The organism is Zhihengliuella halotolerans (assembly GCF_004217565.1).
Lineage (GTDB): Bacteria > Actinomycetota > Actinomycetes > Actinomycetales > Micrococcaceae > Zhihengliuella > Zhihengliuella halotolerans.
In genome coordinates, this window is sequence record NZ_SHLA01000001.1 from 2,401,837 (window position 1) to 2,417,306 (window position 15,470).

Here is a 15,470-nt window from a genome sequence, read left to right on the forward strand (position 1 = left end):
GGGCAGCCGGAAGCACGGGATTTCGTGCTGTCGTGTGCGAATCCCGCGCCGCGGACTCGCACCGAATCCTCAAGAACCCTCCTCAACCCTCCGGTCCGTGTTCGTTGAAAAAAGTTCGTACCAGCCAACGAACCGGACACGACACCAAGTACCCGCCGCTGACCTCACTCTTTCCCGTCAACGCGCCCTTCCAAACGGACATCGACCCGCGAATGAACGCCCAGTTTCGGGCGGATTTCCGTTAAGCGTCTTGACGTTCCCACATGAACGGGCATAAAGTCATGCAAACACAGAAACAATGTGATGCCCGTTACTTCGTCACACGGAGCCGGCGGTCCCACCTGAGGCAGAAGGAGGCGCGATGTTCGCGGAGGAACGCCACCAGCTCATCGCGGGGCTGATCAGCGAGCACGGCAAGGTGACCGTCTCCGCCCTGGCCGACCGCTTCTCCATCACCCGCGAGACCGTCCGGCGGGACCTCGCCCAGCTCGAGCAGGAGGGCGTTCTGCGCCGCGTGCACGGCGGGGCGGTCGCGACGACCACCGCTAGCACGAGCGAGCAGAGCCACGTCACCCGCACCACGCTGCACGCCGACGCGAAGCAGCGCATCGCGGAGGCCGCGCTCGCTCTGCTCCCCGCGGGGCAGGTCTCCGCAGTGCTCGACGCCGGCACGACGACGGAGCTGCTCGCGACCCGCCTGACCGAGGAGTACGCCGATTCCCGCGTGACCGAGCTCCTCGCCATCACGCACGCCCTGCCCGTCGCGACCCGCCTCTCGGCCTCCGGCGCCCTGCAGCTCGAATTCGTGGGCGGGCGCATCCGCGGCCTGACCAGCGCGGCGATCGGACCCCGCGTGATGGAGCACTACGCGTCTCTCCGCCCCGACATCGCCTTCGTCGGAACCAACGGCCTGCACCCGACCTTCGGCCTGAGCACCCCGGACGATCTCGAGGCCGCGGTGAAATCGGCGATCGTCGACTCGGCCCGCCGCGTCGTCGTCCTAGCCGACGCCAGCAAGTTCCACACCGAGGCGCTCGTCCGCTTCGCCCGACTCGACGCCATCGACACGCTCGTGACCGACGCCGTGCCCGATGCCGACCTGACCGCGGCCCTCGACGCCGCAGAAGTGGAGGTGGTGCTCGCATGATCGTCACGCTGACCGCCAACCCCAGCCTGGACCGAACCATCGAGCTGGCGTCCGAGCTCGCCCGCGGCGGCGTGCAGCGGGCGACGGCAACGCACGCCCAGCCCGCGGGCAAGGGCGTGAACGTCTCGCGCGCCGTCGCCGCCGCGGGACAGGACACGCTCGCCGTCCTGCCGGGTGACGCGACCGACCCCCTCGTGCTCGGCCTCGGCGCCGATTCCCTGCCCCACCGAGCGCTGCCGATCGGGGCGGGCCTGCGCAGCAACATCACGCTGACGGAGCCGGACGGCACGACCACCAAGATCAACGAGCCTGGCCCGCTGCTGGGCGCCGAGGCGCAGGATCAGCTGTGCGCGCTCGTCGAGGAAGCGAGCGACGGCGCCGACTGGCTCGTGCTCGCCGGCTCGCTGCCGCCCGGCGTCGAGCCCGACTTCTACGCGCGCCTGACGGCGACGCTGCGCCGCGACCTCGGGGATCTCTGCCCCAAGATCGCGGTGGACACGTCCGGCGCCCCGCTCTCAGCCCTGTTCGACGGCGGGCACGGCCTGGGCGCCGCGGCCGTCCCGACGCTGCTCAAGCCGAACGCGGAGGAACTCGCCGAGCTCGTGGGCGAGACCACCGAGGCGGAGCTCGAGTCCGACCCCCTTCAGGCCGTCGCAGCGGCCCGGAAGCTGATCGCCGCCGGCGCCGAGGCCGTGCTCGCCACCCTGGGCGCGGCCGGCGCCGTCCTCGTCACCGCCGACGGCGCGTGGCAGGGCTCCCATGCCCCGGTGACCGCCCGCAGCACGGTCGGCGCCGGAGATTCGTCGTTGGCGGGCTTCGTGCTCGCCGACCAGGCGGGCCTGGCCCGTCCCGACTGCCTGAGGCGGGCAGTCGCCTACGGCGCCGCGGCGGCCTCGCTGCCCGGCTCCACCATCCCCACCCCCGCTCACACCACCGAAGACGCCGTGCGCGTCGTTCCCCTCACCGGCAAGGACTAGCCATGACCGACATCAAGGGTTCACAGGAACTGATCACCGAGGAGCTCGTCCGCCTGGACGCGAACCTCGGCTCCGACAGCACCGCAGTGATCGACGCGCTCGCCGCCGTCGTCGCGGAGAACGGCCGCGCGACCACGGCCGAGGATCTCGCCGCGGACGCGAAGGCGCGCGAGGCCAAGACGGCCACGGGCGTGCCCGGCGGCATCGCGATCCCGCACTGCCGCTCCGCCGCCGTGACGGTCCCGACGCTGGGCATGGCCCGGCTCGACCCGGCCGTCGACTTCGGCGCGAAGGACGGCCCCGCCGACCTGGTCTTCTTCATCGCCGCCCCGGACGGCGCCGACAAGGACCACCTCAAGCTGCTCTCCAAGCTCGCCCGCGCCCTCGTCAAGAAGGACTTCACCGCCGCCCTGCGCGCCGCGCAGTCCCCGGCCGAGATCGTCGAGCTGGTGCGCAACGTCGTCGCTCCGGCGGAATCCGGCACGACGGCGGCTCCCGCAGCCGCCGCTCCCGCCGCGGCCGCCGATGAGCCGGTCGCCGACGCGGCGCCGTCGACGAAGCCGAAGCTCGTCGCCGTGACGGCGTGCCCCACCGGCATCGCCCACACCTACATGGCCGCCGACTCGATCGCGCAGGCCGCGGAGGAGTCCGGCGTCGAGATCGCCGTCGAGACCCAGGGCTCCTCGGGCGCGACCCCGCTGGACCCGGCCGTCATCGCCGCCGCCGACGCCGTGATCTTCGCAGTCGACGTCGACGTGCGCGACCGCCACCGCTTCGCCGGCAAGCCCGTCATCCAGGTGCCCGTCAAGCGCGGCATCGACGAGCCCGCCGAGCTCATCAAGCGGGCCGTCGCGGCCGCCTCCGACCCGAACGCCCGCCGCGTGCCGTCCGACTCCGGCTCCGGCGCGAACGAGTCGGAGCAGTCCGGCGGCAAGGAGAGCGTCGGTGCGGCCCTGAAGCGCGCGCTGCTCACCGGTGTCAGCTACATGATCCCGTTCGTCGCCGGTGGCGGCCTGCTCATCGCCCTGGGCTTCCTGCTCGGTGGCTACGACATCACCGACGTCGCGGACGACATCCTCGGAGCCAACACCCTCTTCAACCTGCCGGAGGGCGGTCTGGCCGCCTACCTCGGCGCGGTCGCCTTCAAGATCGGCGCCCTGTCGATGGGCTTCCTCGTCCCGGCGCTGGCCGGTTACATCGCGTTCGCGTTCGCCGACCGCCCGGGCATCGCGCCGGGCTTCACGGCCGGCGCCGTCGCGGGCTTCATGGGCGCGGGCTTCCTCGGCGGCATCGTCGGCGGTCTCATCGCCGGCCTCGCCGCCCGCTGGATCACCTCGTGGTCCGTCCCGCGCTGGCTGCGCGGCCTGATGCCGGTCGTGATCGTCCCGCTGCTCGGTTCGATCATCGCCTCCGGCCTGATGTTCCTCTTCCTGGGCGGCCCGATCGCCTCCCTGACCGACGGCCTGAACAACTGGCTCTCCGGGATGACCGGCACGGCAGCAGCCCTGCTCGGCCTGATCCTGGGCCTCATGATGGCGTTCGACCTCGGCGGTCCGGTCAACAAGGTCGCCTACTCGTTCGCCGTCGCCGGCCTCGGCGCCGGATCGCTGGCGACTAACTCCGCCCCGCTGATGATCATGGCCGCCGTCATGGCCGCCGGCATGGTCCCGCCGCTCGCGATGGCCCTGGCCACCGCGATCTCGCCCAAGCAGTTCTCCCTCGCCGAGCGCGAGAACGGCAAGGCCGCCTGGCTGCTGGGCGCCGCGTTCATCTCCGAGGGCGCGATCCCGTTCGCCGCGGCCGACCCGCTGCGCGTCATCCCGGCCTCGATGATCGGCGCAGCCACCACGGGCGCGATGATCATGAGCTTCGACGTCGTCAGCCAGGCCCCGCACGGCGGCATCTTCGTCTTCTTCGCGATGGACGGCACGTGGCCGATGTTCATCGTCGCGACCCTGGTCGGCACGGTGATCTCCGCCGCCGCCGTCCTGGCCCTGAAGAAGTTCGCCCGCAAGTCCGTTCCGGCAGAGGTGGCAGCATGAGTGAGAGCGCCCAGCACGACGACGCCGTCCGCACCTTCAGCGGAGTCGGCGTCAGCGCCGGCCGCGTGATCGGCGCCGTCAAGCGGATGCCCGATCCGGTCGCCCCGCCGGCCGACGGTGCGCCCATCGCCGACGGCGTGAGCATCGAGGAGGAGTCGGAGCGCCTCAAGCAGGCCACCCAGGCCGTCGCCGCGACGCTCAAGGAGCGCGCGTCCAAGGCCACAGGCGACGCGGCTGCCGTCCTGAAGGCGACCGCGCTCATGGCTTCGGACCGCTCGCTGTTGAAGTCGGCGACGAAGCTCGTCGCCTCCGGCACGAGCGCCGAGTCGGCCCTCTGGGAGGCGGCTGACGCCGTCGCGACCCAGCTCGCCGCACTCGGCGGCTACATGGCCGAGCGCGCTACCGACGTCCTCGACGTCCGCTCCCGCATCGTCGCCGAGCTGCGCGGCGTGCCCGCGCCGGGCATCCCCGACGCGGACGAGCCGTTTGTGCTCTGGGCCGTGGACCTGGCTCCCGCCGACACGGCGACCCTGGACCCGGCGAAGGTCCTCGCCCTCGTGACCTCCGACGGCGGGCCGCAGTCGCATACCGCGATCATCGCCCGCTCGCTGGGGCTGCCGGCCATCGTCGCCGCCACGGAAACCACCGCGCTGGTCGACGGCGACGTCGTCTTCGTCGACGGCATCAACGGGGAGGTCGTGCGCAACCCGGGTGAGGCTGAGGCCCTGCTCGCCGAGGCGTACGCCTCGCGCGTCGAGCTGCCGGCGTTCGACGGCGACGGCCGCCTGGCCGACGGGCACCTCGTGCCGCTGCTCTCGAACGTGGGCAGCGGCGAAGACGCGGTCGCCGCGGCTGAGGCCGGCGCCCAGGGCGTCGGGCTGCTGCGCACCGAGTTCTGCTTCCTCGGCCGCGACAAGGAGCCCGGCCACGACGAGCAGGTCGCCGCTTACAAAGCCGTCTTCGATGCATTCGGCGGCCGCAAGGTCGTGGTCCGCACGCTCGACGCCGGCGCCGACAAGCCGCTGCCCTTCCTGACGGACGATTCGGAGCCGAACCCGGCGCTCGGCGTGCGCGGCTACCGCTGCGACACCGCCACCCCGGGCGTGCTGGGCCGCCAGCTCGCCGCGATCGCCGAGGCCGCAGAGTCCTCGGAGGCCGATGTCTGGACGATGGCCCCGATGATCTCGACGCCGGCCGAGGCCGCCCGCTTCGCCGCGATGTGCGCCGAGGCCGGGCTGAAGACCCCGGGCGTCATGGTCGAGGTGCCCTCGGCGGCCGTGCTCGCGCGGCAGCTGACGGCCGAGGTGGATTTCGCCTCGATCGGCACCAACGACCTGACCCAGTACACGATGGCCGCCGACCGCCAGCTCGGCGCCCTCGCCGAGCTGAACGACCCGTGGCAGCCGGCCGTGCTGCACCTCATCAAGGCGACGGCCGACGGCGGGGCCGCGGCCGGTGGTGACGGCTCGCCCAAGCCCGTGGGCGTGTGCGGCGAGGCGGCCGCGGACCCGGCCCTCGCCGTCGTACTGGTGGGCCTGGGCGTCGCGACGCTGTCGATGAACCGGCGGGCTCTTCCCGCGGTGGCCGCGATCCTGAAGACTGTCAGCATGGACGACGCGCGCAGGATCGCAACGCTCGCCCTCGAGGCCGGTTCCGCGGCGGAGGCGAAGGCGCACGTGCGCGCCGAGCTGCCCGACCTGGACCGTTTCGGACTCTAGACCCCGACACCACCCGGTGCCGCCCCGCGGGGCAGCGCCGACCAACCAGAAGGAGAACCCCATGGCAGAACGCATTGCCACCATCGCCAGCCGCGTCGGGCTGCACGCCCGCCCGGCGTCCATCTTCGCCGAGGCCGCGGCCGAGCAGTCGGTCGAGGTGTCGATCGCGCTCGAGGGCGAACCGGCCGAGGACGCGCTCGACGCGTCGAGCATCCTCTCGCTCATGGGCCTGGGTGCCGAGCACGGTGCGAAGGTCGTGCTGCGCGCCGAGGGCGACGGGGCCGAGGCCGCCCTGGAGACCCTGGTGCAGATCCTCGAGACGGACCACGACGCCTAAGTAGTCTCTGCGTGCCATGTAACGACGGCCGTCCTCCCCACCGGAGGGCGGCCGTCGGCGTCTGTGCATCCTGAGGCGGGGACGACAGTGAGTCGACGACTTCGCAGCGGACGACCTGCCGAAGCGCTCGGGGCGCTTGTCGAGTCGTTGAGTTCTGCGACCAAACGGGGAATTTGCAACCCGGAGCAACGAGTCGACCGGGCGCGACGACGCAAATCTACGAGTCGACCCCGCGACAGCCGAGTTCAACGACGCGCGGGCCCCTCCGCCGGGTCACCTCGTGAGTCGGAGCCGTCGGCGGGCGCCACGATCATTGACACTCGAGTGTGACGCGCTTAACATCTCCTTTGTTTACCGCAGCGAAACATGCGTTTGCTTCAATACAACGCAACCGAGGACAACAGGAGCCGACATGACGGAGACGGGTACCCCCGCCGATACCGCACGCGAGCCGAGCACCGACGAAGTGCTTGCGGTCGCCGCGGAGATCGTGGCCGCCTTCGCCGCGACGGACACCGCCCGATACTTCGCGCACTTCGCCCCTGAGGCGACGTTCGTCTTCCACCCCGAGGACGACCGGCTCGACTCCCGCGCCGCCTACGAGGCGCTGTGGGACTCGTGGCTGCGCTCCGGCTGGAGCGTGACCTCGTGCAACTCGGCCAACCCGCACGTCCAGACCTTCCCCGGCGGCGCCGTGTTCGCGCACGACGTCGCCACCGCCGTCTCCACCCCTGACGGCGACGACTCGTACCGAGAGCGCGAATCCATCGTCTTCCGCGTCGACGGCGAGCGGCTCGTGGCCATTCACGAGCATCTCTCCCCCGCCCCTGACGCCGCCTGACGCGGCCGAGACAGGACAAGACCATGAACCTCTACCGCCGCCTCGACAATTACCTCGCAGCCCACGCCGACAACGCGGGCCCGGTCCGCGGCACGGCCTCCGCGCCCCGCCTCGGCATGATCTGGCTGGCCGCCAACCTCGTGGTGACCACCCTGCTGACCGGCACTCTGTTCGTGCCGGGGGTGAGCATGGGCACGGCGTTCGCGATGATCGTGGTCGGCACGCTGCTCGGCGCCGTCGTGCTGACCCTCGTCGGCAACATCGGCACGCGCACCGGCCTGCCCACGATGGCGCTGACCCGCGCCCCGTTCGGCACGCGCGGCAGCTACGTTCCGGTCGCGGCCAACGTCGTGGTCCTCATGGGCTGGAGCTGGGTGCAGGCGATGCTCGCCGGGATCACGGTCGATGCGCTGATCGCGCAGACCACCGGGTTCTCCAATCCCGTGCTCTTCTCCGTGCTCTGCCAGCTGATCGTGGTCCTGCTGGCGATCTTCGGGCACGAGGGCATCGCCAAGGTCGAGCCGTGGCTCGCGGTCGCGATGCTGATCGTCATCGCCACGATCTTCTACACCGCCTTCACCGCCTTCGCCCCCGCGGAGTACGCGGCGATCGCCCCGGAGCCCGAGCTCGGCCTGACCGGCTCCGTCGTCCTGGACATCGTCGTGGCGACGGCGATCTCGTGGACGGTCCTCTCCGCCGACATCAACCGCATGGGCCGATCGAGCCGCGCGAACTTCCTGGGCGCCGGCCTCGGCTACTCCGCGTCGACGATCATCGCGATGTCGCTCGGCGCCGTCGCGCTCGCCTACGTCGTGCTCGGCGGCGGCGACGCCCGCGTCTTCGACCCGACCCTGCTCGTCGAGCACTTCGGCGCTCCGATCGCGATCGTCGTCTTCCTCTCCGTCATGGCCACCAACACGATGGTCGTCTACGGCATGGTCACCACCACCGTGAACACCGTCCCGGGCAGCCGGCTGAAGTTCCTGCCGACCGCCCTCGTGCTCGGCGCGATCTCCATCGTCGGCGCGACGTGGATGGCCCTCCTGGACCAGTTCACGGACTTCCTGATCATGATCGGCTCACTGTTCGTGCCCGTCTTCGCGGTCATGGTCGTGGACTACTACCTGCTCAAGCGCCGCTCCTACAGCGCCGACATCCTCTCCTCGCGCGGCGGCCGCTACTGGTACACCGGCGGCTTCAATCCCATCGCGCTCGGCGTCTGGGCGCTCGGGGCGGCCGCTTCGCTCGTGCTCACGTACGTCTACCCGCTGCCAATCGGCGCGACGCTGCCGACCTTCGCGCTCACGTTCGCGCTGTATCTGGCGCTCTCATGGCGCGAGCGCGGCCGGCACGACGGCGGCGGCCAGCGCCACCTCGCCGACGCGGCAGAAGAAGGCAGTACGACGGCGGAGCCCGCCTGAGTTCTCCTGTCCCGGGAGCACGGGGCGCGGCTCCGCGACCCCGCGTGACGTACGCCCTTGCGCCGCTGCCGCGCGGTGCAGGATCCTCGGATCATGACCCAGGTGCTAGAACTCTCCCCCTCCGAACTGGCCGAACAGCGTGACCGCGGCGAGGACGTCGTCGTGCTGGACGTGCGCTCGGCCGCCGAATTCGAGACCGTGCACATCCCCGGCTCCGTGAACGTTCCGCTGCCGTTGCTCGGCGCGGACCCGTCCCGTGTGGCGGAGCGGCTGGGCGAGCGCCGCGTGGTCCTGACCTGCCAGGCAGGCCCGCGGGCCCACCAGGCGCGCGAACGGCTCGCGGCGGAGGGTGTCGAGGCGGGTGTGCTCGCCGGCGGCGTGAGCGCCTATGCCCCCGGCCGCGAGGTCGTGCGCGGCGCCGAGCGCTGGGCCATGGACCGGCAGGTGCGGTTCACGGCCGGCGCGCTCGTGCTGACCGGACTCGCAGCGGGCCGGTTCGTCTCGCCGAAGCTGCGGCTGCTCGCCGGCGGCGTGGCCGGCGCGCTCGCGGGAACCGCGCTAGCGAACATCTGCCCCATGGCGGACCTGCTGGGGCGCATGCCGTGGAACCGCGCCGCCGTCGAACCGACGCTCGAAAGCGCTCTCGAGCGCATCTGATTCCTCCCCGAGACGACGAAGCGCCCCGGATCCTCATCGAGGTTCCGGGGCGCTTCGCGGTTCAGCAGCCGACTAGATGATGTCGTCGCTGAGGTGGTCCGGTGTACCGAAGCGGTGCGTCGTGATCGACACCGCCTGCTCGTGCACGAACGGCAGCAGCTCCACGCGACCGGCGGAGACCACCGGGTGCGAGTAGATCGCGACGATCGGCGCGCCCTCCGCGGCCTCGTAGGCGGCGCGGGTGGCGCCGGCGAGGTCCTCGGCGATGAGGCGGATGCGGCTGGAGGCGTGCGGGCCCTCGGCCGCACCGAGCTGGGCCAGGCGCAGCTCCCAGTCCTCGTTGTTCTCCTCGACCACCAGCACGCCGGAGTCGCGCAGGATCGCCAGGACCTCATCGGAGACGGCCTCGACCGAGACGGTCACGCGGGCGTCGGGGGCGGGGAAGCCGTTGCCCTGCCACACCGTGAGACCAGCGCCGACCACGCGGAACAGCTCGGCGACCAGTCGGTCGCTCGGATCGCCGCCGAGTCGGACCGTGACCGGGACCGGGCGGTAGCGGAACAGGTTGCGCTCGGCCTTCAGCCCGGACGGATCACGGGTGGCCCCGAACTCGGAGGCCCACTGGTCCGCATCGTCGGCCAGGGCGTTGGCCAGCCACGTCGCCGAGTCCTCGCTCAGGACGTCGCGGGCGGCGTCGAGCAGCGCGGCGGGAGCCCCGACGACGGGGGCCGCCATGGACTCGAGCGGAACGTCCGTCCACTCGCCGAGGCCCACGAGGTAGTTCGGGCCGCCGGCCTTCGTCGTCGCGCCTACGGCCGACTTCTTCCAGCCGCCGAACGCCTGGCGCTCGACGATCGCGCCGGTGATGCCACGGTTGATGTAGAGGTTGCCGGCGTCGACGTGCTCGAGCCAGTACTCCAGCTCCTCCACTTCGAGCGAGTGCAGCCCGGAGGTCAGGCCGAAGTCGGTCGCGTTGACGTACTCCACGGCCTCCTCGAGGGTGTCGGCGGTCATGACGCCGAGGATCGGGCCGAAGTACTCCGTCAGGTGGTACTCGCTGCCCGGGCGCACGCCGACACGCACGCCGGGGCTCCAGAGCTTGCCGGAATCGTCGAGCGGCTGCGGCTCGAAGATCCACCGCTCGCCCTCGGCCAGCTGGGTCAGGCCACGCTTGAGCTTGCCCTCGGCCGGGCTGATGATCGGCCCCATCTGGGTCTGGGACTCCCACGGGTAGCCGACCTGCATGGAGCCGACGGCGTCGACGAGCTGGTTGCGGAAGCGCTGGCTCGTCGCCACCGACCCGACGAGGATCACGAGCGAGGCGGCCGAGCACTTCTGGCCGGCGTGGGCGAACGCCGAGTAGGCGACGTCCTTGGCGGCGAGGTCCAGGTCGGCGGACTCGGTGACGATGATCGCGTTCTTGCCGCTGGTCTCGGCGAGCAGCGGCAGATCCTTGCGGAAGCTGCGGAACAACTCGGCGGTCTCGTACCCGCCGGTGAGGATCAGGCGGTCGACCTTCGGGTGGCTGACGAGCTGGGTGCCGAGGTCGCGCTCGCTGAGCTGCACGAGCTGGAGCACGTCCCGGCTGATGCCGGCCTCGTCCAGGGCCTCCCACACGGCGTGCACCATGACGGAGCCGGAGCGCGCGGCCTGCTTGGCCGGCTTGATGATGACGGACGAGCCGGAGGCCAGCGCGGAGAGCACGCCGCCGCACGGGATCGCCACCGGGAAGTTCCACGGCGGGGTCACGACGATCAGCTTGCTCGGCTGGTACTGAGCGCCGGAGACCTCGTCGAGCTCGCGGGCGAGCTTGCCGTAGTAGTGCGCGAAGTCGATCGCCTCGGAGACCTCGGGATCGCCCTGGTCGATGGTCTTGCCGCACTCGGAGGCCATGACCTCGAGCAGCTCGGCGCGGTGGTTGGCGAGCTTGACGCCCACGCGGTCCAGGACCCGGGCGCGCTCGGCACCGGAGAGCTCGGCCCACGACGAGGCAGCGTTCACGGCCGTCTCGACGGCGGCCTCGACCTGCTCTTCAGTCTCCAGCGTGTGCTCGGCGATGAGGTCGTAGCCCAGCTTCGACTCCTGCGCGCGCTCCAGGATGTCCGCGCCCCACACCCGGTTGCCCGGCAGGTCCGGGTCGGTGTCCGGGGTGTTGGTGAAGCCGGACTCGAAGGCGGCGGCCGCCTCGTCGTCGTACACGTGGTTCTCGAGGGAGCGGTCCTGCGTGCGCTTCGACGACGGCACGGCACCCTCGGCGAAGTGCTCGCCGTCGAGGTCGGCCAACGATGCGAGGAAGCGGTTCTTCTCGCGCTCGAACAGGGCCTCGTTCTTGTCGAGCTCGAACACGGCCGACATGAAGTTCTCCTGGCTCGCCCCCTCCTCGAGGCGGCGGATCAGGTAGGCGATCGCGACGTCGAACTCGCCCGGGTGGACCACCGGGGTGTAGAGCAGCAGGCTGCCGACGTCGCGGCGGACGGCCTCGGCCTGGCCCGTGGCCATGCCCAGGAGCATCTCGAACTCGAGCGGGGCGGCGTCGGAGTGCACGTCGATGCCGCGGGCCTTGGCCAGCAGGTGCGCCAGCGCCAGGTCGAAGAGGTTGTGGCCGGCAACGCCGATGCGCACGTTCTTCACGTGCTCGGGGGTCAGCGCGTAGTCCAGGACGGCCTTGTAGGAGGCGTCGGACTCCTGCTTCGAGTCCCACGTGGCCACGGGCCAGTCGTGCACGTCGGCTTCCATGATCTCCATCGGCAGGTTCGCGCCCTTGACGAGGCGGACCTTGATGGGGGCGCCGCCGTCGGCCACGCGGGCCGCGGACCAGGCCTGCAGGCGCTGCATCGCGCCGAGGGCGTCCGGCAGGTAGGCCTGCAGCACGATGCCCGCGGGCAGGCGCTTGAACTCTTCGCGCTCGAGCAGGCGGCCGAAGACGGCCATGGTCAGCTCGAGGTCCTTGTACTCCTCCATGTCCAGGTTGATGAACTTGGCGGGGCTGTAGCTCGCGGCCTGGCGGTAGAGCGGGGCGAGCTTCTCGACGATGTCCAGCACGGCGGAATCGAACGCCCAGTGGTTGTGCGGCGCGACGGTCGAGGAGACCTTGATGGAGACGTAGTCGACGTCGTCGCGCGCCAGAAGCCTGGCGGTGCCGTTGACGCGGCGCTCGGCCTCGCGCTCACCCAGAATGGCTTCGCCGAGGAGGTTGACGTTCAGGCGCGTGCCCTCGCGGCGGATCTTGTTGATGGCCGGGCCGAGCTTGCGGTCGGTGGCGTCCACGATCAGGTGCGAGACCATCTGGCGCAGCACGCGGCGGGCGATCGGGACAACGATGTCCGGAACGACCGGGGCGACCTGTGCCGCGACCTTCAGGGCCGACTTCTGGTACCAGGGCAGGAAATCCGGCGTGATCTCGGTGAGCTCCGCGAGCTTGCGGGCGGCCGCCCGGTTGCCCTCCGGGCGCACGACTCCGTCGACGAAGCCGACGGAGAAGCCGAGCCCGTTCGGATCCTTGAGCACACCGGCGAGCCGCTGAGCGGCGGGGTCGACGGGAAAAGTCGAGGCTTCGGTGAGCCAGCGACGAACCAATGCAATGGCCTCGTTTGCGAGGTCCTGCGGACGCACCTGCTGTGCGTCCGCCTCAGGGAGGGAGTTAGTGGTCATGGAGTCGAGTATGAGGCAAGATTTCATACAGCAAAAACGAAGAAAACAGAACGATTCCGTTAAGCAAAACCGAACGATTTCTTGGAGGTTTCAGGTGCTCGACATTCGCCGTCTCAGGCTGCTCCGGGAGTTGAGCATCCGGGGCACCCTCATCGAGGTTGCGGAGGAGCTCAACTACTCACCCTCGTCCGTCTCCCAGCAGTTGTCAGCCCTCGAAAAGGAGGCCGGCGTGCAGTTGCTGCGCCGCGTCGGGAGGCAGCTCCAGCTCACCCCCCAGGCGCAGGTTCTCGTGGCCCACACGGAGGAGCTCCTGGCCTCCCTGGAACTCACGGAGGCGGCCCTCGCCGCGAGCCAGACGGAGGTGACCGGCACGGTGCGGGTCGCAGTCTTCCAAACGGCCACGCTCGCCCTCATGCCCGGTGCGCTGCGTCGACTGCGGCTGAACTATCCGGACGTACGCGTCATGATGTTCCAGCACGAGCCGGAGACCGCCCTGCGCGATACCTGGGCACGGCAGTTCGACCTCGTGGTCGCCGAACAGTACCCGGGACACGCGGCCAGACATCATCCCGGCCTCGATCGCCGCCCGCTGCTGCGCGACGTGATCCGACTCGCGGTGCCGGGCAATCCCGACTCCCCCGAGGAGTTCTTCCGGGTGGACCGACTCGAGGATGCCGCGCACCTGCCGTGGGTCATGGAGCCCCGCGGATCGGCCGTGCGGCACTGGGCCACGCAGGCCTGTCGGATCGCAGGATTCGAGCCCGAGATCCGCTACGAGTCCGCCGACCTCCAGGCGCAGGTCCGGCTCGTCGAGTCGGGCAACGCCGTCGCGCTGCTGCCGGACCTCATCTGGACCCAGCGGGACACCACCGCCCGACTCCTGGACCTGCAGGAACTCCCGCGCCGCGAAGTCTTCACTTCGATCCGGGATTCGACCGCCTCGCACCCTGCGGTTGCCGCCGTGCGGGCCGCGCTCGAGGAGGAGGCTTCACTGCTCTCGAGCGACGCCGACATCATCTCAAATATGTAACGGTTCGATCACGATGTGATTCAGGCAACTTGCCGGGGTGTCATACTCAGAAGCTGTTCACTCTCCGCCTACTGAGGACACAATGACTGATACAACGTTCCAGACCATTGCGATCGTCGTGTACTTCGCGGCGATGATCGCGATCGGCGTGTACGCCTACCGGCAGACAGCCAACCTCGACGACTACATGCTGGGCGGCCGTCGACTCCGCCCGGGCACCGCGGCCCTGTCCGCCGGCGCATCCGACATGTCCGGATGGCTGCTCATGGGCCTTCCGGGTGCGATCTACGCGAGCGGCCTCGTCGAAGCGTGGATCGCGATCGGCCTGACCGTCGGCGCGTGGTTGAACTGGAAGTTCGTCGCACCCCGACTCCGTTCCTACACGGAGATCTCCAACAACTCGATCACGGTCCCCTCCTTCCTGGAGAACCGCTTCCGCGACAAGTCCCGCCTGCTGCGCATCATCGCCGGCGCGATCGTCCTGGTCTTCTTCACGTTCTACGTCTCCTCCGGCATGGTCGCGGGCGGCACCTTCTTCGAGGCGTCCTTCGGCCTGCCGTACATCTGGGGCATGCTCATCGTCGCCCTCGCGACCCTGAGCTACACCCTCTTCGGCGGCTTCCTCGGTGCGACGCTCACCGATGTCGCCCAGGGCATCCTGATGCTCATCTCCCTGATCCTCGTGCCGATCATCGCGTTCGTCATGATGGGCCCGGCCGGTGTCTCCGAGGGCATCGCGGCCGCGGACGCCGAGGCCGGCATCAACCACATGTCGCTCTTTGGCGGGGCTTCGGTCATCGGCGTCGTCTCGGCTGTCGCCTGGGGCCTTGGCTACTTCGGCCAGCCGCACATCATCGTCCGCTTCATGGCCCTGCGCTCGGCCAAGGACGCCAAGGTCGGCCGCCGCATCGGCATCAGCTGGATGATCCTGACCGCCCTCGGCGCGGTGGCCGTCGCCTTCATCGGCCTGGCCTACTTCACCCGCGAGGGCATCCCGCTGGACAACCCGGAGACGGTCTTCCTGAGCCTGTCCCAGGTGGTCTTCCACCCGCTCGTCGCCGGCTTCGTTCTGGCGGCCGTGCTCGCGGCCATCATGTCCACGATCTCCTCGCAGCTCGTCGTCTCCTCCTCCGCCCTCGTCGAGGACCTGTTCCTCATGACGGGCAAGGTTCTGACGCCGAAGCAGCAGGTCATCTACGGCCGCCTCGGCGTGCTGATCATCGCCGTCATCGCCGGCCTGATCGCCCTCGACACCGACAGCAACATCCTCGAACTGGTCGGCTTCGCGTGGGCCGGCTTCGGCTCAGCCTTCGGACCGATCATCATCCTGGCGCTGTTCTGGAACAAGCTCACGAGCGCGGGCGCCCTGTCCGGCATGATCGTCGGCGCTGTTGTCTCCTTCGTCTGGGGCAGCTACCTCGAGGGCGGCATCTTTGATCTCTACGAGATCGTCCCGGGCTTCGCCCTGGCCACCCTCACCGCGTTCATCGTCTCCTCGATCACTCCGCAGAAGGACAAGGAGATCTTCCAGGAGTTCGAGACCATGACCAACGAGATGGAGCAGATCAAGAACTGATCCTCCGCACCGAGGTCTTCTCCCTGGCGGCGTGACCTCACAGCCAAAAGGGGCGCCCGTGAGAAGTATCACG

At 70.1% G+C, this 15,470-nt stretch carries 11 protein-coding genes; 10 read left to right on the forward strand and 1 reads right to left on the reverse strand.

Annotated elements, in window-relative coordinates; translation table 11 throughout:
• The first annotated feature begins 361 nt into the window (after positions 1 to 361).
• The 8 genes from EV380_RS10865 to EV380_RS10900 all read left to right on the forward strand — a co-directional run bounded on the left by EV380_RS10865 (position 362) and on the right by EV380_RS10900 (position 9,140).
• Positions 362 to 1,147 (forward strand): DeoR/GlpR family DNA-binding transcription regulator, encoded by a 786-nt coding sequence (locus tag EV380_RS10865; protein ID WP_102159343.1) that lies wholly within the window; start codon positions 362 to 364, stop codon positions 1,145 to 1,147.
• Positions 1,144 to 2,124, forward strand: coding sequence for a 1-phosphofructokinase family hexose kinase (locus EV380_RS10870; RefSeq protein WP_130451151.1), 981 nt, complete (start codon positions 1,144 to 1,146; stop codon positions 2,122 to 2,124). The genes EV380_RS10865 and EV380_RS10870 overlap by 4 nt, the downstream gene beginning before the upstream one ends.
• A gap of 2 nt (positions 2,125 to 2,126) precedes the next feature.
• The gene (locus tag EV380_RS10875) at positions 2,127 to 4,166 is read left to right on the forward strand and encodes a PTS fructose transporter subunit IIABC (protein WP_130451152.1); all 2,040 of its coding nucleotides are present in this window, start codon (positions 2,127 to 2,129) and stop codon (positions 4,164 to 4,166) included.
• Complete coding sequence (gene ptsP, locus EV380_RS10880; RefSeq protein WP_130451153.1) at positions 4,163 to 5,884, forward strand: phosphoenolpyruvate--protein phosphotransferase; 1,722 nt, start codon at positions 4,163 to 4,165, stop codon at positions 5,882 to 5,884. Before EV380_RS10875 ends, ptsP begins: the two co-directional genes overlap by 4 nt.
• A gap of 61 nt (positions 5,885 to 5,945) precedes the next feature.
• The gene (locus EV380_RS10885) at positions 5,946 to 6,221 is read left to right on the forward strand and encodes an HPr family phosphocarrier protein (protein WP_102159347.1); all 276 of its coding nucleotides are present in this window, start codon (positions 5,946 to 5,948) and stop codon (positions 6,219 to 6,221) included.
• Between the two features lie 412 nt (positions 6,222 to 6,633).
• On the forward strand, positions 6,634 to 7,062 hold the full coding sequence (locus tag EV380_RS10890; RefSeq protein ID WP_130451154.1) for a nuclear transport factor 2 family protein: 429 nt from the start codon (positions 6,634 to 6,636) through the stop codon (positions 7,060 to 7,062).
• Between the two features lie 23 nt (positions 7,063 to 7,085).
• The gene (locus EV380_RS10895) at positions 7,086 to 8,483 is read left to right on the forward strand and encodes a purine-cytosine permease family protein (RefSeq protein WP_130451155.1); all 1,398 of its coding nucleotides are present in this window, start codon (positions 7,086 to 7,088) and stop codon (positions 8,481 to 8,483) included.
• A gap of 93 nt (positions 8,484 to 8,576) precedes the next feature.
• On the forward strand, positions 8,577 to 9,140 hold the full coding sequence (locus EV380_RS10900) for a rhodanese-like domain-containing protein (RefSeq protein ID WP_130451156.1): 564 nt from the start codon (positions 8,577 to 8,579) through the stop codon (positions 9,138 to 9,140).
• Positions 9,141 to 9,212: 72 nt separating this feature from the next.
• Here EV380_RS10900 and EV380_RS10905 read toward each other — a convergent pair whose 3' ends face one another.
• Positions 9,213 to 12,791 (reverse strand): proline dehydrogenase family protein, encoded by a 3,579-nt coding sequence (locus tag EV380_RS10905; protein WP_130451157.1) that lies wholly within the window; start codon positions 12,789 to 12,791, stop codon positions 9,213 to 9,215.
• A gap of 94 nt (positions 12,792 to 12,885) precedes the next feature.
• Between EV380_RS10905 and EV380_RS10910 the strand changes: the two genes are divergently transcribed.
• Both EV380_RS10910 and putP read left to right on the forward strand, forming a co-directional pair.
• Positions 12,886 to 13,821, forward strand: coding sequence for a LysR substrate-binding domain-containing protein (locus tag EV380_RS10910; protein WP_102159352.1), 936 nt, complete (start codon positions 12,886 to 12,888; stop codon positions 13,819 to 13,821).
• Between the two features lie 82 nt (positions 13,822 to 13,903).
• Positions 13,904 to 15,397, forward strand: coding sequence for a sodium/proline symporter PutP (putP, locus tag EV380_RS10915; RefSeq protein ID WP_130451158.1), 1,494 nt, complete (start codon positions 13,904 to 13,906; stop codon positions 15,395 to 15,397).
• The last annotated feature ends 73 nt before the right edge of the window (positions 15,398 to 15,470 follow it).

Bases quoted from the DNA above. Each gene is read 5' to 3' on its own strand.
- EV380_RS10875 (WP_130451152.1), top strand. From the start codon at position 2,127: ATGACCGACATCAAGGGTTCACAGGAACTGATCACCGAGGAGCTCGTC.
- EV380_RS10885 (WP_102159347.1), top strand. From the start codon at position 5,946: ATGGCAGAACGCATTGCCACCATCGCCAGCCGCGTCGGGCTGCACGCC.
- EV380_RS10900 (WP_130451156.1), top strand. From the start codon at position 8,577: ATGACCCAGGTGCTAGAACTCTCCCCCTCCGAACTGGCCGAACAGCGT.
- EV380_RS10895 (WP_130451155.1), top strand. From the start codon at position 7,086: ATGAACCTCTACCGCCGCCTCGACAATTACCTCGCAGCCCACGCCGAC.
- ptsP (WP_130451153.1), top strand. From the start codon at position 4,163: ATGAGTGAGAGCGCCCAGCACGACGACGCCGTCCGCACCTTCAGCGGA.
- EV380_RS10890 (WP_130451154.1), top strand. From the start codon at position 6,634: ATGACGGAGACGGGTACCCCCGCCGATACCGCACGCGAGCCGAGCACC.
- EV380_RS10905 (WP_130451157.1), bottom strand. From the start codon at position 12,791: ATGACCACTAACTCCCTCCCTGAGGCGGACGCACAGCAGGTGCGTCCG.
- putP (WP_130451158.1), top strand. From the start codon at position 13,904: ATGACTGATACAACGTTCCAGACCATTGCGATCGTCGTGTACTTCGCG.
- EV380_RS10870 (WP_130451151.1), top strand. From the start codon at position 1,144: ATGATCGTCACGCTGACCGCCAACCCCAGCCTGGACCGAACCATCGAG.
- EV380_RS10865 (WP_102159343.1), top strand. From the start codon at position 362: ATGTTCGCGGAGGAACGCCACCAGCTCATCGCGGGGCTGATCAGCGAG.